The organism is Streptomyces canus, from assembly GCF_041435015.1.
GTDB lineage: Bacteria > Actinomycetota > Actinomycetes > Streptomycetales > Streptomycetaceae > Streptomyces > Streptomyces canus_G.
Genome location: NZ_CP107989.1, coordinates 3,342,508 through 3,368,590, shown reverse-complemented (window position 1 = coordinate 3,368,590; position 26,083 = coordinate 3,342,508). Strand labels below are relative to the sequence as shown.

Genomic DNA, 26,083 nt, shown 5'->3' with positions numbered 1-26,083 from the left:
GACATGGCTACACATGTGATCACCGGAGCGGGCTCCGGCATCGGTGCGGCGGTGACCCGCCGTCTGCACGCGCGCGGGGACGAGCTCGTGCTGCACGCGCGGGACGCGGGCCGGGCCAAGGAGCTGGCGGCGGAGTTCCCCGGGGCGCGCACCCTGGTCGGGGATCTGGCCGACCCCGACAAGCTGAGCTGGGCCTTCTCGCACCAGTCGCTGCCGGACCGGGTGGACTCGCTGCTGCACGTCGCGGGTGTGGTCGACCTCGGCCCGGTCAGCGATCTGACCCCGAAGTCCTGGCGCCACCAGCTGAACGTCAACCTGATCGCTCCGGCCGAGCTGACCCGCCACTTCCTGCCCCAGCTCCGGGCGACCCGGGGTCACGTGGTGTTCGTGAACTCGGGCGCGGGGCTGAACGCGCACGCCGACTGGTCCGCGTACGCCGCCTCCAAGCACGGCCTCAAGGCCCTGGCGGACTCCCTGCGCCACGAGGAGCACGCGAACGGCGTCCGCGTCACCTCGGTCTACCCCGGCCGCACGGCGAGCCCCATGCAGGCCAAGGTCCACCAGCAGGAGGGCAAGGAGTACGACCCCGCGCGATGGATCGACCCCGAGTCGGTCGCCACGACGATCCTGACGGCGATCGACCTGCCGCGGGACGCGGAGATCAATGACCTGACGGTCCGCCCCGGTCACTGACGGTTCGGTGGGGGCGAGAACCATGCGAGAACCACGCCGGTCACCTACGTAGGCTTCACACGTGACCGCAGACCTTCGCTTCGCCCCCGCCACCGGCATCGGCTCCCTCCCCGGCGGCGACGCCCGTGAGGCCGCCAAGGCCGCCACCGGCTCCTTCGAGGACTTCCCGTTCCTGCCCGAACTGCCCGCCCGCGGACCCGGCGCCGACATGATCGGCCGTACCGCCGGAATGCTCGTCGAGCTGTACGCGCGCGTGGAGCCCAGTGGGTGGCGGATCGGGGACCGGCCGGGGCGGGACTCCAAGCGGGCGCGGTCCTGGCTGGGGGAGGACCTCGACGCGCTGGAGGAGTTCACCCAGGGGTACGAGGGGCAGCTGAAGGTGCAGGCCGTCGGTCCCTGGACGCTGGCCGCCACGCTGGAGCTGCGGAACGGCGAGGTCGCCCTCTCCGACCCCGGCGCCTGCCGGGACCTCGCCGGCTCGCTGGCCGAGGGACTGCGCCTGCACCTGGAGGAGGTTCGCAGACGAGTCCCCGGGGCGCAGGTCGTGCTCCAGCTCGACGAACCGTCCCTCATCGGCGTCCTGCGCGGGCAGGTCAGGAGCGCCAGCGGGTACCGCACCCACCGGGCCGTCGACCGGCAGGTCGTCGAAGCCGGCCTGCGCGAGGTCGTCGGGGTTCACGCGGGTGGCCCCGTCGTGGTCCACTCGTGCGCACCGGACGTCCCCTTCGCCCTGCTGCGCAGGGCGGGTGCGGCGGCGGTCTCCTTCGACTTCTCGCTCCTCACCGAGCGTGACGACGACGCGATCGGCGAGGCGGTGGAAGGGGGGACGAGGCTCTTCGCCGGTGTCGTGCCCGGCACGGACACGGCATTGTCAGACCCTGCCGGTAGCGTCATGGGTGTCAGGACGCTGTGGCGCAGGCTGGGGCTGCATCCGGGACTTCTCGCGGAGGCGGTCACGGTCACTCCGTCGTGCGGGCTCGCGGGGGCCTCCCCCGAGTACGCGCGCAAGGCTCTCGCCCACTGCGCCCAGGCGGCGAGATCCCTCGCGGACAACCCAGAGTAACGGGAGGACAACACGGTGGCCGGCGACAAGCAAGCGGAAACGACGGTGCCCGCCGAGGCACGGGAGAAGCACGCGCAGCTCGCTGAGCAGATCGAGGAGCACCGCTTCCGGTACTACGTGAACGACGCCCCGGTCATCAGCGACGCCGACTTCGACAAGCTCCTGCGCTCCCTCGAATCCCTCGAGGACGAGTACCCCGAGCTGCGCACCCCCGACTCGCCCACCCAGAAGGTCGCGGGGGCGTACGAGACCGACTTCACGTCCGTCCAGCACCGCTCCCGCATGCTCTCCCTGGACAACGCCTTCAGCGACGAGGAGTTGGCGGCCTGGGCCGAGCGGGTCGCCAAGGACGTCGGCACCACCGACTACCACCTGCTGTGCGAGCTCAAGGTCGACGGCCTCGCCGTCAACCTCACCTACGAGCACGGCCGCCTCACCCGCGCGGCGACCCGCGGCGACGGCCGCACCGGCGAGGACATCACGCCCAACGTCCGCACGATCGCCGAGATCCCGGACCGCCTCACCGGCGACAAGGTCCCCGCCCTCGTGGAGATCCGCGGCGAGGTCTACTTCCCGATGGAGAAGTTCGAGGAGCTCAACGCCCGCCTGGTCGAGGCCGGCGACAAGCCCTTCGCCAACCCGCGCAACGCGGCGGCCGGTTCGCTGCGCCAGAAGGACCCGCGCGTCACCGCCACCCGCCCCCTCCACATGGTGGTGCACGGCATCGGTGCCCTGGAGGGCTTCGACGGCATGACCCGCCTCTCCCAGGCCTACGACCTCCTCAAGTCCTGGGGCCTGCCCACCGCCAAGCACAACAAGGTGGTCGACGGTCTCGACGGCGTACGGGAGTTCATCGCGTACTTCGGCGAGAACCGCCACTCCGTGGAGCACGAGATCGACGGGGCCGTCGTCAAGCTCGACGAGATCCCCCTCCAGGGCCGCCTCGGCTCCACCTCCCGAGCTCCCCGCTGGGCGATCGCGTACAAGTACGCCCCCGAAGAGGTCAACACCAAGCTCATCAACATCCGCGTGGGCGTGGGCCGTACGGGCCGGGTCACGCCGTACGCCCAGGTCGAACCGGTGACGGTGGCGGGCTCGGAGGTCGAGTTCGCCACCCTGCACAACCAGGACGTCGTCAAGCTGAAGGGCGTCCTGATCGGGGACACCGTGGTGCTGCGCAAGGCCGGTGACGTCATCCCGGAGATCCTCGGCCCGGTGGTCGACCTGCGCGACGGCAGCGAGCGCGAGTTCGTGATGCCGAGCGAGTGCCCGGAGTGCGGCACGGGCCTGCGTCCCATGAAGGAGGGGGACGTCGACCTGCGCTGCCCCAACGCCCGGACCTGCCCCGCCCAGCTGCGTGAACGCCTGTTCTACCTCGCGGGCCGCAAGTCGCTGGACATCGAGCACTTCGGGTACGTCGCGGCCGCGGCCCTGACCAAACCGCTGGAACCCTCGGATCCGCCGCTGACCGACGAGGGCGACCTGTTCGACCTCACCATCGAGCAGCTGCTGCCCATCAAGGCGTACGTCCTCGACCAGGACAGCGGTCTGCCCAAGCGTGACCCGAAGACCGGCGAGGAGAAGATCGCCACCGTCTTCGCCAATCAGCAGGGCGAGCCCAAGAAGAACGCCGTCGCCATGCTGGAGAACATCGCGGCCGCCAAGGAGCGCCCGCTCGCCCGCGTCCTCACCGGTCTGTCGATCCGCCATGTCGGCCCGGTCGCCGCCGAGGCACTGGCGCGCAACTTCCGCTCGATCGACCGCATCGAGCAGGCGAGCGAGGAGGAACTGGCGAACACCGACGGCGTCGGCTCGATCATCGCCAGGTCCCTCAAGGAGTGGTTCGCGGAGGACTGGCACCAGGAGATCCTGCGCAAGTGGAAGGCCGCGGGTGTGCGCACGGAGGAGGAGGGCTCGGGGGAGGACGAGGGTCCGCGGCCCCTCGAAGGGCTCACCGTCGTCGTCACCGGCACCCTGGAGCGCTTCACTCGCGACGGGGCCAAAGAGGCGTTGCAGACCAGAGGGGCGAAAGTCACCGGTTCGGTTTCGAAGAAGACGTCTTTCGTCGTCGTGGGCGACAATCCGGGCTCCAAGTACGACAAAGCGATGCAACTCAAGGTCCCCGTGCTGAACGAGGACGGCTTCGACGTGCTGCTGGAACAGGGCCCCGAGGCGGCCACCGATGTGGCACTTCCCACGGAGGAGTAGCGAGCGGCGGCGGTTGAAGGCCACCCGATCGGCGCATACCAGATGCATACGGGTGGCCGGGGCGCATTCGGGCAACCGTCGACGACCGCTGCCCGTGGAAGCCTTCTGCGGCCTACTGTTGAGACGTGCGCCTGCCGTGCCCAGCTGCGGTCGGGGCATCCCCTTGCTCCTGAAGAGCAAGGGGAAGGTTTTTCCAACGCGGCGCCGTCGAGGTTTTTGTCGGGCGAACGAGCCGCGTGGCGTGGGCACCGCCGGCTGTGAGAGGGACGGGAATGGAACCGACCGAGAGCGCCGCCCCGGACTCACGGCTGCGCATGCGCCGGCTCACCGGCGCATGGCGGTCGAGCCGCTGGGCCGGGCGGCCTTCGGAGCGTCCGGGCGCGGAGGGGCGCGCCGCCGGACAGTACACCGCGGCCGGCGGCCCCGGCGCCGCACAGCTCACCGCCGAGCGCGCCCCCGGTATGCCGGACTCCGATCCTGACCGGCAGCCGTCCTGGCCCGCCCTGCCCACGGCGGTCGTCTCGGCGGCCGGATTCGTGCTGGGCGCGGGCTTCTACCGGGCGTTCACCGGCGGCCACGCCCTCTTCCCGTCCGGCACCGTCGGCTGGTCGCTGGCCGTGCTGACCGGCGTCATCGTCGGCCATCTGGTCGCCCTCGGCCGGGCCCGCTGGTGGGGCGGCACCGGCTCCGGCGCCGCCCTGACCCTCGCCGTCCTGCTGCTGTACGGCTGGGTGCCCGCCGGAATGGTCAGCCTCACCGTCGTCCTGCTGGTCGGCATAGCCCGGCGCCACCGCTGGCGGCAGGGCATCCTGCACGGCGCGGTGGACATGCTCGGCATAGCCACCGGCGCCCTGGTCATCGCCGTGTTCGGTCAGTCGCCGTCCGTCGAGACCCCCTGGAACCCCGACACCTGGACCTTCTACACCGGCCCCGAGGTGGTCCTGGTCGCCATCGCCTACCTCGCGGTCACCCGGGCCCTGGGCTGGTATCTGCACTCCTCCCGGCACGCCGGTCTGCCCACCGTGGCCCGCACCGCCCTGGTCAGACAGGGCCTGGTCGCGGTCGCACTGCTCGGCATCGCACCCCTGGTCTGTGTGGTCGCCACCGCCAAGCCCGTGCTGCTCCCGCTGTTCGCGATCCCCCTCATCGCCCTCGACTCCACGCTGTGGATGGCCCGGGCCCGTGCCGAGGAGCAACTGCGCGACCCGCTGACCGGACTGCCCAACCGGCAGTGGCTCCTGGAGCGCATCTGGACCGCCCTGGACGACGCCGAGCGCATCGGCGCCCGGTCCGCCCTGATGCTCATCGACCTCGACCGCTTCCGCTCGGTCAACGACACCCTGGGGCACCTCGCCGGTGACCGGCTGCTCCTCCAGATCGCCGACCGGCTGCGGATCGCGCTCCCGCGCGGGGCAGAGGCGGCACGGCTCGGTGGCGACGAGTTCGCCGTCTTACTGCCGGTCGCCGACTCCACGACCTCCGCCACCCGGGTCGCCCGCAACCTGGTCGCGGCCCTCAGCTCCCCGCTCGATCTCGACGGGCTGACCCTCGTCCTGGAGGCCAGCGCAGGCGTCGCCGTCTTCCCCGACCACGCCGTGGACGCCGAGGGTCTGCTGCGGCGGGCGGACGTGGCGATGTACCAGGCCAAGCGGGACCGTACGGGCGTAGAGGTGTACGAATCCAAGCGGGACTCCAACACCCCCGACCGGCTCGGGCTGCTCGGCGATCTGCGCCGGGCGCTGGACGCGCACGAGGTGCAGCTGCACTACCAGCCCAAGGTCCGCTTCGACGGACAGGTCGCCGGTCTGGAGGCCCTGGTGCGCTGGGTGCATCCGGAGCGCGGGAAGGTACCACCGGACGAGTTCATCGCGATCGCCGAGTCGTCCGGACTGATGCCCTACCTCACCGAGTACGTCCTCGACACGGCTCTCGCCCAGGTCGCCGAGTGGCGGGCGCACGGCCTGTTCGTCCCGGTGGCGGTCAACGTCTCTCCGCGTGACGTGCACACCCCGGGCTTCGCCGGCTCGGTGGCCGCGCGCCTCGCCCGGCACGGCGTCCCCGCGGGCGCCCTCCAACTGGAGATCACCGAACACGTCCTCCTCGAGGACCCCTCGCGGGCGGCGGACACACTCGCCGCACTGACCGGGCACGGCGTGAAGATGTCCCTGGACGACTTCGGCACGGGCTACTCCTCCCTGGTCCACCTGCGCCGCCTCCCCGTCAGCGAACTGAAGATCGACCGCTCCTTCGTGGCCAAGCTGGCCGTCGACACCGAGGACGCGGAGATCGTCCGCTGCACGGTCGACCTCGCGCACTCCCTGGGCCTCCTGGTCGTGGCGGAGGGCGTCGAGGACGACGAGACCTGGGAGCGGCTGCGCGACATGGGCTGCGACGCCGTACAGGGCTGGCTGGTCGCGGCCGCGATGCCTCCGGAGGAGACGACGGCGTGGCTCCTGGCCAGGGGATCGAGGGGCTGGCAGCGGCCGAGGGCCGCGCTGCCCGCGGCGGAGTGACCCGTCCAGGCATCCTTTGGCGCGGTATGGGCGCTGCCCGTTGCCCTCGGCTGCGGGAAACCGTTTAACGGCCATCCGGCCGTGACCCATAGGATTGGGGCTAGCCGTCACATTCCCGTCTGTCGCGCGACGCCTGGCACGCACGCTCGCCGCGTTGCCGAATCGGCCACGTGGCTCCGCCACGAAGCCGCTCCGGCGCCTTGCGATCGCACGCACCAGACGCCGCGCGACCCGCCCTTCGGACGGACGACGGGAATGTGACGGCTGGCCCCGCCCCAAACCACACGCACTCACCCCAGAGGATCGCTGCATGCCTGGCATCACGCGCGAGGAGGTCGCCCACCTCGCACGGCTGGCGCGTCTGGAGCTGAAGCCCGAAGAGCTCGAGCACTTCGCGGGACAGCTGGACGACATCATCGGCGCGGTCGCACGCGTCAGTGAGGTCGCCGACCAAGACGTACCGCCGACCTCGCACCCGCTCCCGCTGACGAACGTCATGCGCGCGGACGAGGTCCGTCCGTCGCTCACCCCCGAGCAGGCGCTCTCCGGCGCCCCGGCCCAGGAGCAGCAGCGTTTCAAGGTGCCGCAGATCCTGGGGGAGGACTAATCGCCATGACGGACAACGTCAACATCATCAAGCTGACCGCCGCCGAGACCGCCGCCAGGATCGCCTCCGGTGAGCTCACGGCCGTGCAGGTCACCGAGGCCCACCTCGCCCGTATCGAGGCCGTCGACGAGAAGGTGCACGCCTTCCTGCACGTCGACCGCGAGGGCGCCCTCGCGCAGGCCCGTGCCGTCGACGAGAAGCGGGCCAAGGGCGAGAAGCTCGGCCCGCTGGCCGGCGTCCCGCTCGCGCTGAAGGACATCTTCACCACCGAGGGCATCCCGACGACCGTCGGTTCGAAGATCCTCGAGGGCTGGATCCCGCCGTACGACGCCACCCTCACCAAGCGGCTCAAGGCCGCCGACGTCGTCATCCTCGGCAAGACCAACATGGACGAGTTCGCCATGGGGTCGTCGACGGAGAACAGCGCCTACGGACCCACCGGCAACCCCTGGGACCTCACCAGGATCCCCGGCGGCTCCGGCGGCGGCTCCTCCGCCGCGCTGGCCGCGCACATGGCGCCCCTCGCCATCGGCACCGACACCGGCGGTTCCATCCGCCAGCCGGCCGCCGTCACCGGCACGGTCGGTGTGAAGCCGACGTACGGCGCGGTCTCCCGCTACGGCATGGTCGCCTTCTCCTCCTCCCTCGACCAGGGCGGCCCCTGCGCCCGTACGGTCCTGGACGCGGCCCTGCTGCACGAGGTCATCGCCGGCCACGACCCGCTCGACTCCACCTCGATCGACGCCCCGGTCCCGGCGGTCGTCGAGGCCGCCCGCAACGGCAGCGTCGAGGGCATGCGCGTCGGTGTCGTGAAGCAGTTCCGCGGCGAGGGCTACCAGGCCGGTGTCATCCAGCGCTTCGACGAGTCCGTGGCTCTGCTCAAGGAGCTGGGCGCCGAGATCGTCGAACTGGACTGCCCGTCCTTCGACCTCGCCCTGTCGGCGTACTACCTGATCGCGCCGTCCGAGTGCTCGTCCAACCTCGCCCGCTTCGACGGCCTGCGCTACGGCCTGCGGACCGGCGACGACGGCAGCCACTCGGCGGAGGAGGTCACCTCCCTCACCCGTGAGGCGGGCTTCGGCCCCGAGGTCAAACGCCGGATCATGCTCGGCACGTACGCCCTGTCGAGCGGTTACTACGACGCCTACTACGGCTCGGCGCAGAAGGTCCGCACGCTCATCACGCGTGACTTCGAGAAGGCCTTCGAGCAGGTCGACGTGATCGTCTCCCCGACGACCCCGACCACCGCCTTCCCGATCGGCGAGCGCGCCGACGACCCGATGGCGATGTACCTGGCCGACCTGTGCACCATCCCGACCAACCTCGCGGGCAACGCGGCCATGTCGCTGCCGTGCGGTCTCGCCCCGGAGGACAACCTCCCGGTCGGCCTGCAGATCATCGCCCCGGCCCTGAAGGACGACCGCCTTTACAAGGTCGGCGCAGCCGTCGAGGCCGCCTTCGTGGAAAGGTGGGGGCACCCGCTCCTGGAGGAGGCACCGTCGCTGTGAGCAAGCTGACCAAGGCGAAGGACTTCAAGAAGTCCAAGTCCGGTACGTACCTGTCCATCGCCGGGACCGCGTTCGGCGCGATCGGCGTCGCCAAGCGGCTCAAGAAGGCCCGCGCCGAGAAGGACACGCTCGTCCTGATCGACGCCACCGTCTCCGCGGTCGCCATCGTCACCGGCCTCGCCATCCTGTACCGCGAGCTGAAGCGGCTGGGCGACGACGACGTCCTGCTGGGCTGAGAGGGAAGTTTCACCGTGACCACCACGACCGACCTGGTGTCGTACGAGGACGCTCTCGCGTCGTACGACCCCGTCATGGGCCTTGAGGTCCATGTCGAACTCGGCACCAAGACCAAGATGTTCTGCGGCTGTTCGACCGAGCTCGGTCAGGACGCCAACACGCAGACCTGTCCCACCTGCCTCGGCCTGCCCGGCGCGCTCCCGGTCGTCAACGCGATCGGCATCGAGTCGGCCATCAAGATCGGTCTCGCGCTGAACTGCGAGATCGCCGAGTGGTGCCGCTTCGCCCGGAAGAACTACTTCTATCCGGACATGCCCAAGAACTTCCAGACCTCCCAGTACGACGAGCCGATCGCCTTCAACGGCTACCTCGACGTCCAGTTGGAGGACGGCGAGACCTTCCGCGTGGAGATCGAGCGCGCCCACATGGAGGAGGACACCGGCAAGTCGACCCACGTGGGCGGCGCGACGGGCCGTATCCACGGCGCCTCGCACTCGCTGCTCGACTACAACCGCGCCGGCATCCCGCTCATCGAGATCGTCACCAAGCCGATCGAGGGCGCGGGTGAGCGCGCTCCCGAGGTGGCGAAGGCGTACGTCCGTGAGCTGCGCGAGGTCATCAAGGCGCTCGGTGTCTCGGAAGCCCGCATGGAGATGGGGCAGATGCGCTGCGACGTGAACCTGTCGCTGCGCCCGAACGGCACCGAGAAGTTCGGCACGCGTTCCGAGACGAAGAACGTCAACTCGCTGCGGTCCGTGGAGCGCGCGGCCCGTTTCGAGATCCAGCGGCACGCGGCCGTCCTGAGCAGTGGCGGGACGATCATCCAGGAGACCCGGCACTTCCACGAGGACACGGGGTCCACGACCTCGGGCCGCGTGAAGGAAGAGGCCGAGGACTACCGGTACTTCCCCGAGCCGGACCTCGTTCCGGTGGCCCCCTCGCGCGAGTGGGTCGAGGAGATCCGGGCGGCGCTCCCCGAGCTGCCGCTGGCCCGGCGCAACCGGCTCGTCGCCGAGTGGGGCATCACGGCCCTCGACATGCAGGCGATCCTCAACGCCGGCGCGCTGGACCCGATCGTCGCCACGATCGACGCCGGTGCCGACGCGGCCTCCGCCCGCAAGTGGTGGATGGGCGAACTCGCCCGCAGCGCCAACGAGTCCGGCAAGGCGCTGGACGAACTGGCCATCACGCCGGAGCAGGTCGCCCGGGTCACCGAGCTGGTCTCCAAGGGTGACCTGAACGACAAGCTGGCCCGTCAGGTCATCGAAGGCGTTCTCGCGGGCGAAGGCACCCCGGACGAGGTCGTCGACAAGCGCGGTCTGAAGGTCGTCTCCGACGAGGGCGCCCTGGGTGCCGCCGTGGACGAGGCCATCGCCGGCAATCCGGGCATCGCCGACAAGATCCGCTCCGGCAAGGTCGCCGCGGCCGGCGCCCTGGTCGGCGCGGTCATGAAGGCGACCCGCGGTCAGGCCGACGCGGCGCGCGTCAAGGAGCTGATCCTGGAGAAGCTGGGCGTCAGCGAGGGCTGAGCTCTCCGCAGCGTACGGCCCCGGAGGACGTGTCCTCCGGGGCCGTAGCCTTACTTACGGCGCCCTACGAGCCGTACGAAGCCCAGTGTCCGGCCTTCGTCGGCGCGCACCAGGTCGACCGAGTCGCGGGCCATGTCGGCCATCCACGCGTAGGGGCTCTCCTCGGCGCAGACCTCGCTCCACAGCAGCCAGTCCTTCCAGCCGTCGGGCTGCCATTCGGCGGTCTCGACCTCGACGGCCCCCGTGCGCGTCCACTGGCGCCGCCACCAGGCGGCGGAGTGGAACGCCCAGAAACCGGGGTCCCAGAAGGGCTTGAGGTGCTCCGGAGGCTCGTCGCCCGCCAGCTCCTCCCGTACCGCGGGCATCACGACCCCGATCCGCCCGCCCGGCTTCAACAACCGGGTCAGCGTGGGCAGATAGAGGTCGTTGGTGCCGAAGTACTGGTACGCGTCGATGCTCACGATCGCATCGAAGCTGCCCTCGGCGAAGGGCAGGTCGTGTGCCTCGGTGTGCACGGGCAGCACCCGGTCGGCGAAACCGGCCTCGGCGATGCGCTTCGCGTTCTCGTCGGGCTTGACCCACAGGTCGGCCGCGGTGACCTGGACGTCGTACTCCCTGGCCAGGAAGAGCGAGGTCATCGCACGGCCGCAGCCCAGGTCGAGCACCCGGGCGCAGGGCCGCAGGGTGTCCAGGCCCAGGGCGGGCGCCAGCCACTCCAGCAGCCACAGCGCGTTCGGGCCCATCTGGTTCTCGATGACCCAGCGGGCGTCGTAGCTGTTGCTGCGCGGGTAACGGGCCTGGGTCAGCCGCCGGGTGAGGTCCTCATTCGAGGGCCCCGTCATGGACGGGGTGATGTCGTCTGGCATCGGTGAACGGGCTCCTTGAGTCCGGGGAAACGGAAAGGGATACGGAGGAGCTCGGTCGGACGCTCAAACAACGCACCTGCTTCGGTCGGGGGCCGGACGGGCCCGGAGTCGCTCAGCGGAACACGCTACGCTCGCCCGCCATGAACGGTCCTGCGAATTCCGAGCCATCCGACATACAGGAGGAGTACGACAGCCAGGTGCTGGACGCCCGGCGGGCCCGCTGGACGGCCTCCGGCACCGGCGCGCTGCTGGCCCTCGCCGGTCTGGCCGCGGCGGCGCTCCGGTTGAGCGGCTCCGCCCCCACGCTGGTCCCGGCGGCCTACGGATTCGGCGCCGGGGTGTGCGCGCTCGCCGCCGTCCTGGGCTCCCGCGGACGCACCCGCAGGGCCCTGTGGCTGCTGATCGCCGGCGTGATGGTGATGGCGCTGGGCGACCAGTTCGACTGACATGACAGAGTGGCCGTTACTGTCCTGTGATCTGTCTCCCACTCCTGTGAATAAACGCACGATCGCGATAAACGATCACTTTCCCCTGCAAGAGTGGTCCACGCATTGCTCATGCGTTCTTTGCGGGCTGTTCACACATGAAGGACTGTTCCCGGTCAAAGATCCACAATTCACCCCCCGGGAGCACGTTCGTGGCAGCCCTTGCACGCTGGTGTGTACGACGACGTCTGGTCGTCGTTCTCCTGTGGCTCCTCGCGCTCGGCGGGGTGAGCGCGGCCGCCGCCGTCACCGGCTCCGCGTACTCGAACGACTACGAGGTCCCCGGCACCGAGTCCGGCCGCGCCACCCAGCTGCTCCAGGACGGCTTCCCGCACCTCGGGGGCGACAGCGACACGGTCGTCTGGCACCTCGCGTCGGGCTCGGTCCGGGACGCCGACGTCGAGCAGACGATGACCGCGACCCTGGACAAGATCGCGGATCTGCCCGGAGTGGCCGCCGTCGTCAGCCCGTACGACGACGCGGGCGCCGGACGGGTCAGCGCCGACGGACACACCGCGTACGCCACCGTCACCTTCACCGACTCGGCCGAGGACATCGACGCCTCCGAGGCGAAGGCCGTGGTGGACACCGCCAAGAACGCCGAGGCCGACGGGCTCCAGGTGGAACTGGGCGGCAGCGCCGTCGCCCTCACCGAGTCCTCGGGCGGGCATGTCGCCGAGATCGTCGGGGTGCTCGTCGCCGCCGTCGTGCTGTTCCTGGCCTTCGGCTCGCTCGCCGCCTCGCTGCTGCCCATCGCCACCGCCCTGGTCGGTGTGGGCACCGCGTACGCCGGGATCGGGCTGCTCGGACATGCCATGACCGTCGCCGACTTCGCGCCCATGCTCGGCATGCTCATCGGGCTCGGCGTCGGCATCGACTACGCGCTCTTCATCGTCACCAGACACCGGCGCGGCCTCAAACGCGGGCTGGGCGTCGCCGAGTCCGTCGAGAACGCCGTCACCACCACCGGACGCGCGGTCGTCTTCGCGGGTGCCACGGTTTGCATCGCCCTGCTGGGGATGCTGATCCTCCGGCTCGGCTTCCTCAACGGCGTCGCGATAGCCGCCTCCCTGACCGTCGTCCTGACGGTCGCCTCCTCCGTGACCCTGCTGCCGGCCCTGCTCTCCCTCATCGGCATGCGCGCCCTGAGCCGGCGGGAGCGGCGCCGCCTCGCCGAGCACGGACCCGAGCCCGAACTGCCGACCGGGTTCGCCCACCGCTGGTCCGCGTTCGTGGAACGGCACCCCAAGCTGCTCGGCGCCATCGCCCTGGTGGTCATCACCGTCCTCGCCCTGCCCACCCTGGGTCTGCACCTCGGCACCTCGGACCAGGGCAACGACCCACGGTCCGCCACCACCCGGCAGGCCTACGACCTCCTCGCGGAGGGCTTCGGCCCGGGCGTCAACGGCCCGCTCACGCTGGTGACCCGTGTCGACGGAGCCGAGGACAAGCTCCTCCTCGACAACCTCGACGCCACCCTCCGCACCACCGACGGCATCGCGTCCACCACCCCGGTGACCTACGACACCGGCGGCGATCTCGCCTACTTCACGATCGTCCCCGATTCCGCCCCGCAGTCCCAGCAGACCAGCGCGCTCGTGGACCGGCTGCGCACCGAGGTGCTGCCGCGCGCGGAGACCGGCACATCGCTCGACATCCAGGTCGGCGGGACGACGGCGTCGTACGACGACTTCGCGGACGTCATCGTCGGCAAGCTGCCCCTGTTCGTCGGCGTGGTCATCGGCCTGGGCTGTCTGCTGCTCCTGCTCGCCTTCCGTTCCGTCGGCATCCCGCTGAAGGCGGCCGCGATGAACGTGGCGGCCGTCGCCGCCGCCTTCGGAGTGGTCGTGGCGATCTTCCAGTGGGGCTGGGGGAGCGAGCTGCTCGGCCTCGGCCGCGCGGGCCCGATCGAGCCCTTCCTCCCCGTGATCATGGTGTCCGTGCTCTTCGGGCTCTCCATGGACTACCAGGTCTTCCTGGTCAGCCGGATGTACGAGGAATGGCTGGAGACCCGCGACAACCGGCGGGCCGTCCGGGTCGGCCTCGCCGAGACCAGCCGGGTGATCAACTCCGCCGCGGTCATCATGATCTCCGTCTTCCTCGCCTTCGTCCTCAGCGGCGACCGCGTGATCGCCATGTTCGGCATCGCGCTCGCCGCCGCCGTCGCCCTTGACGCCTTCGTCCTGCGCACCCTCCTCGTGCCCGCCCTCATGCACCTGCTCGGCGGCGCCAACTGGTGGCTGCCGGGCTGGTTGGACCGCCGGATGCCCCGCATCAGCATCGAACCTCCCGAGCGCCGCGCCGCGCATGAGAGGCTCACCGATGTCGTGGAGCAGGACGTCGTGGAGCAGATGGAGAGGGAGCGGGACGAGGATGTACGCGATATCCCTGGGTGACGACGGGGCCGAACTGCGGCCCCTGGAGCCGTGGCACGCGGAGGAGTTCCTGGCCAACCTGGAGCGGGGCCGGGAGTTCATCGGGCAGTTCATCCCCTTCGGCTCCCGGGCCGTCGACGTGGCCTCCGCGCGCGAGACACTCCAGCGGTACGCGCGGATGCGCGCCGACGACACCGGCGGCTACCACGGCATCTGGCTCGACGGAAAGCTCGTCGGTGGAGTGCTCACCCTCAACTTCGACGCCGAACAGGGAAACTGCGAGGTCGGCTGCTGGCTGGAGCCCGCCGCGACCGGCCGCGGACTGATCACCCGGGCCATGCGGATACTGATCGACTGGGTGGTCGAGGAGCGCGGTGTCCACCGGGTCGAGTGGGTCGCCGCATCGGGAAACACGGCCAGCGTCAACGTCGCCAAGCGCCTGGGAATGACCCGCGACGGAGTCCGCCGTCAGGCCCACCCCTATCGTGGCGTACGGCACGACCTCGAGGTGTGGTCGATTCTCGCCCCCGAGTGGCGTGAAGCACGCGCGCGTGCAGCCCGGAACGATCATTAAGAAACCTCTCAGACAGGATCCGTACGGTGCCCGACATGGGAACGAAGACAGCTGACGAGACCGGCGCCGAGACGGGCGCAGAGGCCACGACCGAGGAGAAGGTGAACGTCGCCAAGACCGACGAGGTGACGGAGGCCGAGGACACCACGGCCGACGACGAGATCACCGCCGACGACGAGGACGAGCTGCCCGAGGCCGCCCAGGAGGAAGGCCCCACCGGCGTCGGCCAGGGCGCGGGCGCCGTCGTGTCCGCAGCGCTCGGCCTGGTCTCGCTCACCGGCAGCTGGATCGGCACCGTCGCCTCCGCACGGCAGTCGCTCATCGGACAGCTGCACGCGCAGACCGCGACGTCCTCCGACGTGGCGAAGCTCCTCGACGAGGGCTACGGCGACGCCTGGAAGGCCACCGCGCTCTGGGGCGGCCTCTTCGCGCTGCTCGCCCTGGTCGTCGGTGTCGGCGTGCTGGCCCGGCCCGCCTTCGGTGCCCCCGGCAAGCCGCAGGCCGTGTGGATCAAGTCCGTCGCCTGGGGCGGTGTCGCGCTCGGGGTCGTCGGTCTGCTCCTGGCCGTCCTCAAGTACACCGGCGTCCTGCTGGACCTGCCCTCCACGAGCTGAACAACCGCAGGTCACGAGGGGTCTTAGGGCATCCGTAGGTACCTTACGGAGCTCCTGAGGCCCCTCCCTCGCGTCTAAGGCCCCTGGCGCCCCCGAAGATGCGGAACTCTCCCGATGTGGCGGACCCCCCTCGGAGACGAAGGTAGAGGCATCGCAGAAAGCGAAGCCCGAAACCGACTCCGACAAGGACGACACCATGTACTCCGCATACGAGATCTCCCAGTACCGCTCCGCCGAACTGCGCCGCCAGGCCGAGCACGAGCGGCTCGTCCGCGAGACCCTGCGCGGCCGCCGCGCCGCCCGTCGCGAAGCCGCCGAGCGCAGCGCTGAGAGCGAGGCGCATACCGGCCGCCCCCGGCGGCACCGGTTCCTGCGCACGGCGTGAGCGCCGGCAGGGAGGACGGCCGTACGGCCTTGGCCGTCCCGGCGGTCACCACCGCGGCCGTCCTCCCGGCAACCAGGGGCAGTTGGGGAACCGGACCCGCCCCGAAAACGAGTGCCGCGCTGTCGGACCCGCGTGTCATGCTCGGGCCTGTGGAGACCAGGTCCGTCAGTCCCGTGTTCGTCGGCCGCACCGAAGAACTGAACAGCCTGAACGAAGCGCTCGCCCGCGCCGCCGCGGGCGAGCCGCAGGCGTTGCTGCTCGGCGGCGAGGCCGGCGTCGGCAAGACCCGGCTCGTCGAGGAGTTCGCCACCGCCGCCTGCCGTCAGGGCGCGGTCGTCGCCCTCGGCGGCTGCGTCGAGATCGGCGCCGACGGCCTGCCCTTCGCCCCCTTCTCCACCGCCCTGCGCGCTCTGCGCCGCGCCCTGCCCGACGAACTGGCCGCCGCGGCCGCGGGCCAGGAGGAGGAACTGGCCAGGCTGCTGCCCGAGGTCGGCGAGGCCGTCCCCGCCCGGGGCACCGGCCGGCACGACGAGGAGAGCCTGGCCCGCCTCTTCGAACTGACCGCCCGCCTCCTGGAGCGTGTCGCCGCCGAGCGCACCGTCGTCGTCGCCCTGGAGGACCTCCACTGGGCCGACGCCTCCACCCGCCACCTCCTGGCCTACCTCTTCCGCACCCTGCGCACCGGTCGCCTGGTCGTCCTCGCCACCTACCGCGCCGACGACATCCACCGCCGCCACCCGCTGCGCCCCCTGCTCGCCGAACTCGACCGGCTGCGCACGGTCCGCCGGATCGAACTCGGCCGCTTCAACCGGAACGAGGTCAGCCGCCAGATAGCCGGGATCCTCGCCACCGAACCGAACCCCGCCCAGGTCGACGACATCTTCGAACGCTCCGACGGCAACGCCTTCTTCGTCGAGGAACTCGCCGTCTGCGCCACCGAGGGCTGTGGCACCGGCCTCACCGACTCCCTGCGCGATCTGCTCCTGGTCCGCGTCGAGGGGCTGCCCGAGAGCACCCAGCGGGTCGCCCGGGTCGTCGCCGAGGGCGGCTCCACCGTGGAGTACCGGCTGCTCGCCGCCGTCACCCGGCTCGCCGAGGACGACCTCATCGAGGCGCTGCGGGTCGCGGTGAACGCCAACATCCTCCTTCCGGCACCCGACGGTGACGGCTACCGCTTCCGGCACTCCCTGGTCCGCGAGGCCGTCGCCGACGATCTGCTGCCCGGCGAACGCTCCCGCCTCAACCGCCGCTACGCCGAAGCCCTGGAGGCCGACCCCACGCTCGTCCCGGCCGACGAGCGGGTCATGCGTCTGGCCAGCTACTGGTACCACGCCCACGACGCGGCCAAGGCCCTGCCCGCCGTCCTGGACGCCTCCGTCACCGCCCGCCGCCGGCACGCCTACTCCGAACAACTCCGGCTCCTGGAACGAGCGATGGAGCTGTGGGACACCGCCCCCGAGGACGTCAGGGCCGCCCTGCGCCCCGTCGACTACACAGAGGTCTACCCTCCGTGCGGCTGTGACCCGGCCACCACCCCGCTGCGCTACCTCGATCTGATGGCCGAGGCCGCCGTAGCCGGTCGCCTGGGCGGCGAACGCGAACGCGCCCTGAAGATCACCAGGCGGGCGCTGCACCTCCTGGAGGACGACGGGGACCCCCTGCGCGCCGCCTGGTTCTGGGTCCAGCGCTCCCATCTCGTCCAGGGGCTGGCCCGCGGCGACGGCTGGGCCGAACTGGCCACCGCCGAGGACCTGGTCCGCGGTCTGCCGCCGTCCGAGGTGCACGCCGAGGTCCTCGCCAACGTCGCCCACTGGTCCATGGTCCACGTCCCCGGCCCCGAGGCCATCTCGGCCGCCGAGCGCGCCGTGGAGTACGCGCGCATGGTCGGTGCTCGAGAGATCGAGATGAACGCCCGCCTCACCCACGCGGGTCTCATCGTCGAGTCCGGCGGCGTCGAGACCGGGCTCGACGAGATGTTCGAGATCCTGCGGCAGACAGTCGAGGACGGCATCTCCGCCGTCGCCAGCCGTGTCTATGTGAATCTGCCGAACGCCCTCGAAGCCATTGGGCGTTCCCGGGAAGCCGTGCCGATCCTGGACAAGGGGCTCGGCTACGCCCGGAAGTTCGGCCTGTCCGACAAGGAGGCCTGGATCTGGGGCAACCTCGCCGAATCCCTCTACTCCCTGGGCCACTGGGACCGGGCAGCGGAGGCCGCCACCAAGGCTGAACTCGTCGGCCAGAGCGCCAAACCCCGCGCCTTCCACGCCGCCACCCGCTCCCAACTCGCCCTCGCCCGCGGCGAGCTGTCAGAGGCAGACCGTCAATTGTCGTCCGCCCGCGGCTACTTCGGTACTCACGACCGGGCTCCGCAACACGAGATCCCCCTCTGCGAACTGGCCATCGGCATCGCCGCCGCCGAAGGACGCCTCCTGGACGCCCGCGCCGAACTCGAACGCGTCCTGGACACCGGCTTCCCGCCCGGCACCCAGCGCTACGCCTGGCCCCTCCTCCTGACCGCCGCCGTCATGGAGGCCGACAGCCTCGGCCTGCCCGTCGCAGAACAGGGCCGCGCGAAGATCCTCGACCGCATCCGGGAGGCCGCCAGGCCCCTCGCCACCAACGCGCCCGTCTGGCTGGCCCACGAACGCTGGCTGCGCGCCGAACTGCTGCGCGCCGAGAGCGCAGACACCCCGGACCACTGGTGCGAGGCGCTCACCGCCTTCGAGCCCCTGGAACGTCCCTACGCCCTCGCCCGCGTCAGACACCGGCTCGCCCAGGCCCTCCTGTCGGCACCCGGCGGCGCCGAGCAGCCCGAACGCGACCGGGCCACCGAGCTCCTGCGCCTCGCCCACGCCGCCGCCGACCACCTCGGCGCCCGGCCCCTCGCCGACGCCGTCACGCTCCTCGCCCAGCGCGCCCGCCTCACCCTGGCCCCTGCGCCGGCCCCCGACCGGGACGACCCGGTCCGCTCCCTCGGCCTCACCGGCCGCGAACGCGACGTTCTGCGCCTGGTCGCCCTCGGCCGCACCAACCGCCTGATCGCCGAGGAACTCTTCATCTCCCCGAAGACGGCCAGCGTCCACGTCTCCAACATCCTGGCCAAGCTCGGCGTGTCCGGAAGGGGAGAGGCGGCGGCCGTGGCGCACCGGCTGGGGCTGTTCCCGGCGGAGGCTCTCCACGCGCCGATCACAGAGTGAGGCGTACGGTGTAGGAGACCGGCAGGGGAGGCTGCATGTTCAACATGTTCGAGGAACTGTTCGCACCCGGCCGCAAGCACACCCGTGACGAGCAGAACCGGCTGGAGCTGACCCGCGAGGACGTCGGCGACGGCGACCCCGGACGCGGACCGATAGATCTCACGTCCGGGAAGGTCGTCGTCCGCCGGTCCAAGCCGGACGACGACACCGAGGAGCCCTCGCAGAGCGCGCCGTGATGACGGCTCCGGCTAGCTGACCTGTATCTCCAGGATCTTGTCGTCTCCCTCCTTGGGGCTGCCGCGGCCGTCGGTGTTGCTGGTGACGAGCCACAGCTTGTCGCCGCCCGCGGAGACCACCGTGCGCAGCCGGCCGTACTCCCCCTTGAGGAAGGACTGCGGGTCGGCGGAGGCCGCTGTGCCCTTCAGCGGGATGCGCCACAGGCGCTGGCCCTTCAGCCCGGCCATCCAGACGGATCCCTCGGCGTAGGCGATGCCGCTGGGGGAGGCGTCGTCGGTGTGCCACTGGGCTATCGGGTTGTGGAATTTCTTGTCGTCGGACTTGCCCTCGGCGGTCGGCCAGCCGTAGTTGTCGCCCGGCTTGATCGCGTTCAGTTCGTCCCAGGTGTCCTGGCCGAACTCCGAGGCGAACAAGCGCTGTTTGGAGTCCCAGGCGAGGCCCTGCACATTGCGGTGGCCGTAGGAGTACACGGGGGAGTCCGGGAACGGGTTGCCCGGGGCAGGGTCGCCCTCGGGGGTCAGGCGCAGGATCTTGCCTCCCAGGGACTTGCGGTCCTGGGACAGGCCGGTGTTGCCGCTCTCACCCGTGCCCGCGTACAGCATGCCGTCCGGGCCGAACGCGATCCGGCCGCCGTTGTGGATGAAGCCCTTCGGGATGCCCTTGAAGATGGTGTCGGGTGCGCCCAGTTGCTCACCGGACGCCTTCTGCTCGTCGTAGACCATCCGCACGACGCGGTTGTCCGAGTCGGAGGTGAAGTAGGCGTAGACCATGTGGTCCGAGGCGTAGTCCGGGGACAGCGCGATGCCCAGGAGGCCGCCTTCGCCGGCCGCGGAGACTCCGGATACCTGCCCCAGCTCCGTCTTCTTGCCGGACTGTCCGTCGACCCGGGTGATCGTGCCGTCGTCCCGTGAGGAGACGAGCAGGTCGCCGTCGGGGAGCGGGGCGAGGCCCCAGGGGGTCTTGAGGCCCTCGGCGACCGTGCGCACCACCTTCACCGAGCCCTTCGCCGGCGGGGTCGCCTCCGCGGCCTGCTGGGTGGGGGAGGACCCCGAGGCCGCACCGCTCGACGAGGCGCTGTCGCCGCCGCCGGGAGAGCCGCCACCCCCTCCTCCGCCGTCGGAGGAGCAGCCGGCCGTCAGCAGGAGCGTGGTCGCGGCCAGTACGGCCGTCACAGCTCGACGATGCACGATCATGGTCCCTTCGAAGCGGCGAGTTCTACCTGTCATACACCGCTCGAGCCCCCCAGGTTCCCGATCTCCCGGACCCCATGCACACCCGCTCCCGCCAGTCCGGCGGCGCGTGTGTTGTCGCTGGGGCTGCTGGTCCGGGGTCCGTGTGCCGTCGGCAGGTCCGCTAGTCCCACGACCCCTGTGCCGGCGGCAGTGTCGCCACCTCGGTGAGGTCCTGGCCGGTCAGTCGGAGGGCGGACGCCGCCGCGTTCTCCGTCACCCACCGCTCCTGCTTGGCGCCGGGCACCGGGACCACGTGAGCGCCCTGGGCCAGTACCCACGCCAGCGCCACCTGTGCCGGAGTGACACCCTCCCCGTGCCGGGCCGCGACGCGGCGCAGGCCGGAGACGATCGGCTGGTTCGCGGCCATCATCTCGGCGGTGAAGCGGGGATGGCGGGCGCGGACGTCGTCCGGTTCGAAGCCCTCGCCGGGGGTCAGGGTGCCGGTCAGGAAGCCGTTGCCGAGGGGCATCGCCGCCAGAAACCCGATGCCGCGCGCCGCGCACCACGGCAGCAGCGTCCCCAGCGCCTCCGGCGACCACACCGACAGCTCCGCCTCCACCGCGCTCACCGGGAACACCTGCTGGACCCGCTGCAACTGCCGGATCGTCGCGTCGTACAGCCGCCTGCCGGAGCGGCGCCCGCCCCGCGCTCCCATCGCGCAGAGCCCCAACGACCGTACTTTTCCGGCCTGTACGAGCTCCGCCATCGCGCCCCAGGTCTCCTCGACCGGGACCTCGGGGTCCTCGCGGTGCAGCTGGTAGAGGTCGATCACATCGGTCTGGAGCCGCCGCAGGGAGGCGTCACACGCCCGCTTCACATAGCCGGGGCGGCCGTTGGCCACGATGTGCTGCTCGCCCACCAGCAGACCGACCTTGGTCGACACGAAGGCGTCCTCGCGCCGCTCCTTCAACACCCGGCCGAGCAGCAGCTCATTGGTGAACGGGCCGTACATGTCGGCCGTGTCCAGCAGCGTCGAGCCCAGATCGAGCGCCCGGTGCACGGCCCTGACCGACTCGTCGCCCCGCTGCCGCGACCCGCTGTAGGCCCAGCTCATCGGCATGCACCCGAGTCCGACGGCTCCCACCGCGAGCGCCGCCGCGCCGATCTTCCTGCGCTCCACCTGCCCGTGACCCTCCCTCTTCCGGCCCCCAACCTAACCTCTGGGCTCCCGGGCGCCTGACATAGCCTCCTGACCATGAGTGCTGACGTGTGGCTTCCCATCCCGCCCGACGACATCGAGGGGCTCCCCGAGGGCCCCGAGTACCACTTCTGGAACGGCGAGGACGACTTCCCGGCGGACCCGGCCGACTGCGCGTACTACGTCGTCCCCTACATGAAGCCGCTGGATGTCGTCCTGCGGCCGATGCCCCACCTGAGCTCCGTCGAGGTCGTACAGACGCTGTCGGCCGGCGTCGACAACGTGACACCGGGCCTGAGGCATCTGCGTCCCGGCGTGCGGTTGTGCAACGCGCGCGGTGTGCACGAGGCGAGCACCGCCGAGCTCACGCTCACCCTGGTCCTCGCCTCGCTGCGCGGCGTCCCCGACTTCGTGCGGGCCCAGGACCAGGGGGAGTGGCGCGGCGGGTTCCGGCCCTCGCTCGCCGACAAGAACGTCCTCATCGTCGGCTACGGCTCGATCGGCTCCGCCATCGAGGACCGGCTCGTACCGTTCGAGGTCGCGCGGGTGGCGCGCGTCGCGCGCTCCGCGCGCACCACGGAGCGCGGCCCGGTGCACCCGCTCACCGAACTGCCCGCCCTGCTCCCCGAGGCGGACGTCGTCATCCTGTCCACGCCCCTCGACGAGACCACGCGTCACCTGGCCGACGCCGACTTCCTGGCCCATATGAAGGACGGCGCGCTCCTCGTGAACGTCGCCCGCGGCCCGGTCGTCGACACCAAGGCGCTGCTCGCCGAACTGGAGACCGGCCGCATCACCGCCGCCCTCGACGTCACCGAACCCGAGCCGCTCCCCCCGGGACACCCCTTGTGGCAGGCGCCGGGCGTACTCATCAGTCCCCATGTCGGAGGACCCACCTCCGCGTTCCTGCCGCGCGCCAAGCGCCTGTTGGTGGACCAGCTGACCCGCTATGTGAACCAGGAGCCCTTGCGCAACGTGATCCTTACGACGGGTTCCAAGAACGCTTAGACCCCCGGAGTAACAGGCGCGCAATCCGCTTCCGGTACCCTCCGCAACCTTCCGGACGCGGGCCGTGCATGCATCGCCGCTGGTCGTCACGGAGCGTAGAGGAACTATGTCCCTGAGTGACGAGACTGGTGTATCGTCCCGACAGGGGCAGCGCCAAGCACCGTTCGGCGCCGGGGATGGACATTGCAGACTGTGAGGGGGGCGACGGGCGATGCACGGCCTATGGACCAACGATCCGACGCGGCGGGGCCGCCGGCTCCGACCCTGGCACACAGCCGCGCGCAGACGCGGCCACCACGCCGGTCACGGCGGTCACCACAGTCCTCATCACCGCAGGCAGAGCAGCAGGAGGCATGCGCACCCGGCGCACCCGGACCCCCGGGACCCCGGAGCGGCGCGGACCGGGAGGACCCGGTGAGCTCGCCCTCCTCTCCCACGACCACCCTCGACGGAGCGCTGCGGGCCCGGCCCGCGAGGGGGGCGCTGCTGCCCTCCCGACCGCCGGTCCTCCGTGGCGGGTCGAGCCTGGTCCACCAACTCCTCCTCGCCCTGATGTGCGCGGGGTACGCCCTCGGTTCCGCCCTCGGCTGGGGCTCGCGCGAAGTCGCCCTGATCATGGGCGACTTCGGCCTGAGCGCCGCGGCGGGCGCCGCCGCCGTGTCGTGCTTCCTCTACGCCCGCGACCGTCGGGTCCGCTTCCGGCAGGCCTGGCTGCTCTTCGCGCTCTCCTCGACCATGGCGTCGCTCGGCAATCTGATCTGGGGGTGGTACGAGGTCGTCCTGGGCCGAGGCGTGCCCAGCCCCAGCTACGCCGACCTGTTCTTCCTGTGCTTCGCGCCGCCCGCCATCGTGGGTCTGCTGGTCCTCGCCAAGCGCCCGGTGACGAAGGCGGGCTGGGTCTGTCTCGGCCTCGACTCCTGGCTGATCGGCGGCTCGCTCCTCACGCTCTCATGGAGCCTCGCTCTCGCCCAGGCGGCCAAGTCGGAGGGGCCCAGCGTCGCGCGCACCGCGCTGTCCCTGGCGTATCCGCTGCTGGACATCGCCCTCGTCAGCATGGTCCTCGCGCTGCACTTCCGGCGCTCGGCGGTCAACCGCACCGCGGTGAACACCGCGATCGGCGCGCTCGCCCTGACCGTGATGTGCGACGCCCTGTTCACCTCGCCACTGCTCCACAACAACTACCGCTCCGGCCAGTTGCTGGACGCCGGCTGGTTCGCCGGCTCCCTGCTCCTCGCCTACGCCCCCTGGGCCGCACCCCGGCACCCGGACGGCGACCTGCGGCGACCGGTGGGGCGCACGCGCGTGGTGCACGAACACCTGCCCAGGCCGCGGTTCGGGATCCAGCGCCACCCGTCCGCACAGGGAGCACAGGGCGCGCAGGGCGGTGACCACAGCCGGTATCCGGTCACCCGGCCCATCACCGGGTCGCTGGCCGCCCTCACCCCGTATCTCGCCGCCGCCGTCTGCACACTGGGGATCCTCTACAACGTCCTCAACGGCCGCAGCGTGGACCGCGTGGTGCTCCTCACCGGCGGCACCGTCGTGCTCGCCCTCGTGGTGCGCCAGGGCATCATGCTGCTCGACAACATCACCCTCACCCAGGAACTCGCGCAGAAGGAGAACCACTTCCGCTCCCTGGTGCAGGGCTCGAGCGACGTCATCATGATCGCCGCACCCAACGGCATCCTGAGGTATGTCTCCCCGGCCGCCGCAGGGGTCTACGGCCGCTCCGCCGACGAACTCGTGGGCACGGAACTGGCCGGTCTCATCCACCCGGAGGACCTGGGCTGCGTGGTGCACGAAGTGCGCCGTTTCCTCGCCGCCAGCCCTCTCGAAGAGCCCACCACCCGCATCGAGTGCCGTTTCCGGTCCGGCGACGGCGGCTGGCTCAACGTCGAGTCCACCGTCAACCGTCACCACGGCGGCCTCATCTTCAACAGCCGGGACGTGACCGAAAGAGTGCGCCTGCAGGCGCAGCTCCAGCACAATGCCGAGCACGACCCGCTGACCGACCTGCCCAACCGCGCCCTGTTCACCCGGCGCGTGCAGCAGGCCCTGTCCGGCCGCCGTTCCTCCGACCGCGGCACTGCCGTCCTCTTCATCGACCTGGACGGCTTCAAGGCCGTCAACGACACGATCGGTCACCAGGCCGGGGACGAACTGCTCGTCCAGGCCGCCCGCAGACTCCAGGACGCGGTCCGCTACGGGGACACCGCCTCCCGGCTCGGCGGGGACGAGTTCGCCGCGCTGATCGTCGGGGACGGCACCCGCGACCGCACCGCCCGCGAGGGTCACATCCTGGAGCTCGCCGACCGCCTCAGGGTCACCCTCTCGCAGCCGTACCTCATCAACGGCAACGATGTCCGGGTCGCCGCCTCCATCGGCGTCGCCTTCGCCGAACCCGGCCTCGGGGCGGGCGAGCTCCTGCGCAACGCGGACCTCGCGATGTACCGCGCCAAGGCGGGCGGCAAGGGGCGCGTCGAGCTCTACGCGCCCCAGATGCAGCAGGACGTCGTACGGAAGGCGGAGCTGGCCACGCGCCTGCGTGCCGCGCTGCACGACGGCGAGTTCGCCCTGCTGCACCAGCCCGTCGTCTGTCTGGAGGACGGCCGGATCACCTCGGTCTCCGCCCAGGCGCGCTGGCGCTCCTCCCAGGGGGTGCTGTTCACGCCCGCCGAGTTCCTGCGGGTGGCCGAGGACAGCGACCGTGCGCAGGAGCTGGGCCGCTGGATCCTGGAGGAGGCGGTCGAACAGGCCGCCGAGCGGGCCGCGACCGGGCTCACCGTGCCCGTGGCGGTCCGGATGAGCGCCCAGCGGCTGCTGGACCGCTCGCTGCCCCTGGGCTCGGTGGAGGCGCTCCTGACCCGGCACGGGCTGCCGTCGGGCTCCCTGGTCATCGAGCTCTCCGACACCGATCCCCGGGTCTCCCTGGACGAGCTGGAGCGCCGGCTGACCGCGATCCGCCGCGTCGGTGTCCGGATCGCCCTGGACGGCTTCGGCAGCGGCTACGCGGCGATCACCGTGCTGCGCAAACTCCCCGTGGACGTACTGAAGCTCGACCGCAGTCTGGTCGAGGGCGTCGTGGAGTCCGCCAGATTGCACAAGATCACCAGCGGGCTGCTGAGGATCGCCGGAGACCTCGGCCTTCAGTCCGTGGCGGACGGCGTGGACCTCCCGGAACAGGTCGTCGCACTGCGGGCGATGGGCTGCACGCACGGGCAGGGCATGGCCTTCTCCGGACCGCTGGACGAGTACCGGCTGCGCAGGGCGCTGGCCTCGGGCCACTATCCGGTGCCGCACGGCCCCGCCGAACCCGCCTTCGCGGGGGGCGGCGCGGAGGTGTACACCAGTGGGGTGACCGCGGTCCTCGGAGGCGGCACTGCCCTGCGCTCACATAATGAGACTCCCGTCCCACCCACTTGACACCACATGCGTGCCGGGGGGAGGGTCAGTGCCATGCGCACCCGAATTCTCGTACTTGGAAAGCGCGTCGGCTGACGCTGAGCCCTCGATCGCTCAGCGACCCCACCCGGCGCGCTCCCCTCGCTTGCCTTATGGCACGAGGGGTTTTTTGTTGCACAGGCACCAGTCGAACACCGTACAAACTTCGCAAA

General features: G+C 71.0%; 20 protein-coding genes. 17 read left to right on the top strand and 3 right to left on the bottom strand.

Annotated features, from left to right (window positions below; translation table 11 throughout):
* The first annotated feature begins 3 nt into the window (after positions 1 to 3).
* The 8 genes from OG841_RS14855 to gatB all read left to right on the top strand — a co-directional run bounded on the left by OG841_RS14855 (position 4) and on the right by gatB (position 10,358).
* Complete coding sequence (locus OG841_RS14855; protein WP_328641041.1) at positions 4 to 693, top strand: SDR family oxidoreductase; 690 nt, start codon at positions 4 to 6, stop codon at positions 691 to 693.
* 61 nt (positions 694 to 754) lie between these two features.
* A complete protein-coding gene (locus OG841_RS14850; protein WP_328641042.1) occupies positions 755 to 1,756 on the top strand; it encodes a methionine synthase in 1,002 nt (333 codons plus the stop codon).
* Positions 1,757 to 1,771: 15 nt separating this feature from the next.
* Complete coding sequence (gene ligA / locus OG841_RS14845; protein WP_328641043.1) at positions 1,772 to 3,964, top strand: NAD-dependent DNA ligase LigA; 2,193 nt, start codon at positions 1,772 to 1,774, stop codon at positions 3,962 to 3,964.
* A 272-nt stretch (positions 3,965 to 4,236) separates the two neighbouring features.
* Entirely contained in the window at positions 4,237 to 6,477 is a 2,241-nt protein-coding gene (locus OG841_RS14840) for a putative bifunctional diguanylate cyclase/phosphodiesterase (RefSeq protein ID WP_371565627.1), read from the top strand.
* 310 nt (positions 6,478 to 6,787) lie between these two features.
* On the top strand, positions 6,788 to 7,084 hold the full coding sequence (gene gatC, locus OG841_RS14835) for an Asp-tRNA(Asn)/Glu-tRNA(Gln) amidotransferase subunit GatC (protein WP_007384860.1): 297 nt from the start codon (positions 6,788 to 6,790) through the stop codon (positions 7,082 to 7,084).
* A 5-nt stretch (positions 7,085 to 7,089) separates the two neighbouring features.
* The gene (gatA, locus tag OG841_RS14830; protein WP_328641045.1) at positions 7,090 to 8,592 is read left to right on the top strand and encodes an Asp-tRNA(Asn)/Glu-tRNA(Gln) amidotransferase subunit GatA; all 1,503 of its coding nucleotides are present in this window, start codon (positions 7,090 to 7,092) and stop codon (positions 8,590 to 8,592) included.
* Positions 8,589 to 8,828, top strand: coding sequence for a hypothetical protein (locus OG841_RS14825; RefSeq protein ID WP_007384862.1), 240 nt, complete (start codon positions 8,589 to 8,591; stop codon positions 8,826 to 8,828). The genes gatA and OG841_RS14825 overlap by 4 nt, the downstream gene beginning before the upstream one ends.
* Positions 8,829 to 8,843: 15 nt before the next feature.
* Positions 8,844 to 10,358, top strand: coding sequence for an Asp-tRNA(Asn)/Glu-tRNA(Gln) amidotransferase subunit GatB (gene gatB / locus OG841_RS14820; RefSeq protein WP_328641046.1), 1,515 nt, complete (start codon positions 8,844 to 8,846; stop codon positions 10,356 to 10,358).
* Positions 10,359 to 10,408: 50 nt separating this feature from the next.
* Here the strand turns inward: gatB and OG841_RS14815 are convergent, their stop codons facing one another.
* Positions 10,409 to 11,224, bottom strand: a complete 816-nt coding sequence (locus OG841_RS14815; RefSeq protein WP_365122833.1) for an SAM-dependent methyltransferase — start codon at positions 11,222 to 11,224, stop codon at positions 10,409 to 10,411.
* Between the two features lie 140 nt (positions 11,225 to 11,364).
* On the opposite strand from OG841_RS14815, the gene OG841_RS14810 reads away from it, so the two are divergent.
* The 7 genes from OG841_RS14810 to OG841_RS14780 all read left to right on the top strand — a co-directional run bounded on the left by OG841_RS14810 (position 11,365) and on the right by OG841_RS14780 (position 19,090).
* The gene (locus OG841_RS14810; protein ID WP_365122831.1) at positions 11,365 to 11,670 is read left to right on the top strand and encodes a hypothetical protein; all 306 of its coding nucleotides are present in this window, start codon (positions 11,365 to 11,367) and stop codon (positions 11,668 to 11,670) included.
* Between the two features lie 191 nt (positions 11,671 to 11,861).
* The gene (locus OG841_RS14805) at positions 11,862 to 14,105 is read left to right on the top strand and encodes an MMPL family transporter (protein WP_328641049.1); all 2,244 of its coding nucleotides are present in this window, start codon (positions 11,862 to 11,864) and stop codon (positions 14,103 to 14,105) included.
* Complete coding sequence (locus OG841_RS14800) at positions 14,083 to 14,658, top strand: GNAT family N-acetyltransferase (protein WP_328641050.1); 576 nt, start codon at positions 14,083 to 14,085, stop codon at positions 14,656 to 14,658. The genes OG841_RS14805 and OG841_RS14800 overlap by 23 nt, the downstream gene beginning before the upstream one ends.
* A 35-nt stretch (positions 14,659 to 14,693) precedes the next feature.
* A complete protein-coding gene (locus tag OG841_RS14795) occupies positions 14,694 to 15,272 on the top strand; it encodes a hypothetical protein (protein ID WP_328641051.1) in 579 nt (192 codons plus the stop codon).
* 196 nt (positions 15,273 to 15,468) lie between these two features.
* A complete protein-coding gene (locus OG841_RS14790) occupies positions 15,469 to 15,657 on the top strand; it encodes a hypothetical protein (protein ID WP_328641052.1) in 189 nt (62 codons plus the stop codon).
* Between the two features lie 137 nt (positions 15,658 to 15,794).
* Positions 15,795 to 18,854, top strand: coding sequence for a helix-turn-helix transcriptional regulator (locus tag OG841_RS14785; RefSeq protein ID WP_328641053.1), 3,060 nt, complete (start codon positions 15,795 to 15,797; stop codon positions 18,852 to 18,854).
* A gap of 35 nt (positions 18,855 to 18,889) precedes the next feature.
* Positions 18,890 to 19,090 (top strand): DUF6191 domain-containing protein, encoded by a 201-nt coding sequence (locus OG841_RS14780; protein ID WP_328641054.1) that lies wholly within the window; start codon positions 18,890 to 18,892, stop codon positions 19,088 to 19,090.
* Positions 19,091 to 19,102: 12 nt separating this feature from the next.
* Here OG841_RS14780 and OG841_RS14775 read toward each other — a convergent pair whose 3' ends face one another.
* Positions 19,103 to 20,284, bottom strand: a complete 1,182-nt coding sequence (locus OG841_RS14775) for a PQQ-dependent sugar dehydrogenase (RefSeq protein ID WP_328641055.1) — start codon at positions 20,282 to 20,284, stop codon at positions 19,103 to 19,105.
* Between the two features lie 160 nt (positions 20,285 to 20,444).
* Positions 20,445 to 21,443 carry an aldo/keto reductase gene (locus tag OG841_RS14770; RefSeq protein WP_328641056.1) on the bottom strand — a complete coding sequence of 333 codons (999 nt, stop codon included), beginning with the start codon at positions 21,441 to 21,443 and terminating at the stop codon, positions 20,445 to 20,447.
* A gap of 75 nt (positions 21,444 to 21,518) precedes the next feature.
* Between OG841_RS14770 and OG841_RS14765 the strand changes: the two genes are divergently transcribed.
* Positions 21,519 to 22,469, top strand: a complete 951-nt coding sequence (locus tag OG841_RS14765; protein ID WP_328641057.1) for a 2-hydroxyacid dehydrogenase — start codon at positions 21,519 to 21,521, stop codon at positions 22,467 to 22,469.
* Between the two features lie 414 nt (positions 22,470 to 22,883).
* Positions 22,884 to 25,892, top strand: coding sequence for a putative bifunctional diguanylate cyclase/phosphodiesterase (locus OG841_RS14760; RefSeq protein ID WP_371565611.1), 3,009 nt, complete (start codon positions 22,884 to 22,886; stop codon positions 25,890 to 25,892).
* The last annotated feature ends 191 nt before the right edge of the window (positions 25,893 to 26,083 follow it).

What these genes read in the sequence shown, in the direction of transcription:
- OG841_RS14855 (WP_328641041.1), top strand. Translation starts at nt 4, where the DNA reads ATGGCTACACATGTGATCACCGGAGCGGGCTCCGGCATCGGTGCGGCG.
- OG841_RS14840 (WP_371565627.1), top strand. Translation starts at nt 4,237, where the DNA reads ATGGAACCGACCGAGAGCGCCGCCCCGGACTCACGGCTGCGCATGCGC.
- gatC (WP_007384860.1), top strand. Translation starts at nt 6,788, where the DNA reads ATGCCTGGCATCACGCGCGAGGAGGTCGCCCACCTCGCACGGCTGGCG.
- gatA (WP_328641045.1), top strand. Translation starts at nt 7,090, where the DNA reads ATGACGGACAACGTCAACATCATCAAGCTGACCGCCGCCGAGACCGCC.
- OG841_RS14815 (WP_365122833.1), bottom strand. Translation starts at nt 11,224, where the DNA reads ATGCCAGACGACATCACCCCGTCCATGACGGGGCCCTCGAATGAGGAC.
- OG841_RS14810 (WP_365122831.1), top strand. Translation starts at nt 11,365, where the DNA reads ATGAACGGTCCTGCGAATTCCGAGCCATCCGACATACAGGAGGAGTAC.
- OG841_RS14800 (WP_328641050.1), top strand. Translation starts at nt 14,083, where the DNA reads ATGTACGCGATATCCCTGGGTGACGACGGGGCCGAACTGCGGCCCCTG.
- OG841_RS14795 (WP_328641051.1), top strand. Translation starts at nt 14,694, where the DNA reads ATGGGAACGAAGACAGCTGACGAGACCGGCGCCGAGACGGGCGCAGAG.
- OG841_RS14790 (WP_328641052.1), top strand. Translation starts at nt 15,469, where the DNA reads ATGTACTCCGCATACGAGATCTCCCAGTACCGCTCCGCCGAACTGCGC.
- OG841_RS14785 (WP_328641053.1), top strand. Translation starts at nt 15,795, where the DNA reads ATGCTCGGGCCTGTGGAGACCAGGTCCGTCAGTCCCGTGTTCGTCGGC.
- OG841_RS14780 (WP_328641054.1), top strand. Translation starts at nt 18,890, where the DNA reads ATGTTCAACATGTTCGAGGAACTGTTCGCACCCGGCCGCAAGCACACC.
- OG841_RS14775 (WP_328641055.1), bottom strand. Translation starts at nt 20,284, where the DNA reads ATGATCGTGCATCGTCGAGCTGTGACGGCCGTACTGGCCGCGACCACG.
- OG841_RS14765 (WP_328641057.1), top strand. Translation starts at nt 21,519, where the DNA reads ATGAGTGCTGACGTGTGGCTTCCCATCCCGCCCGACGACATCGAGGGG.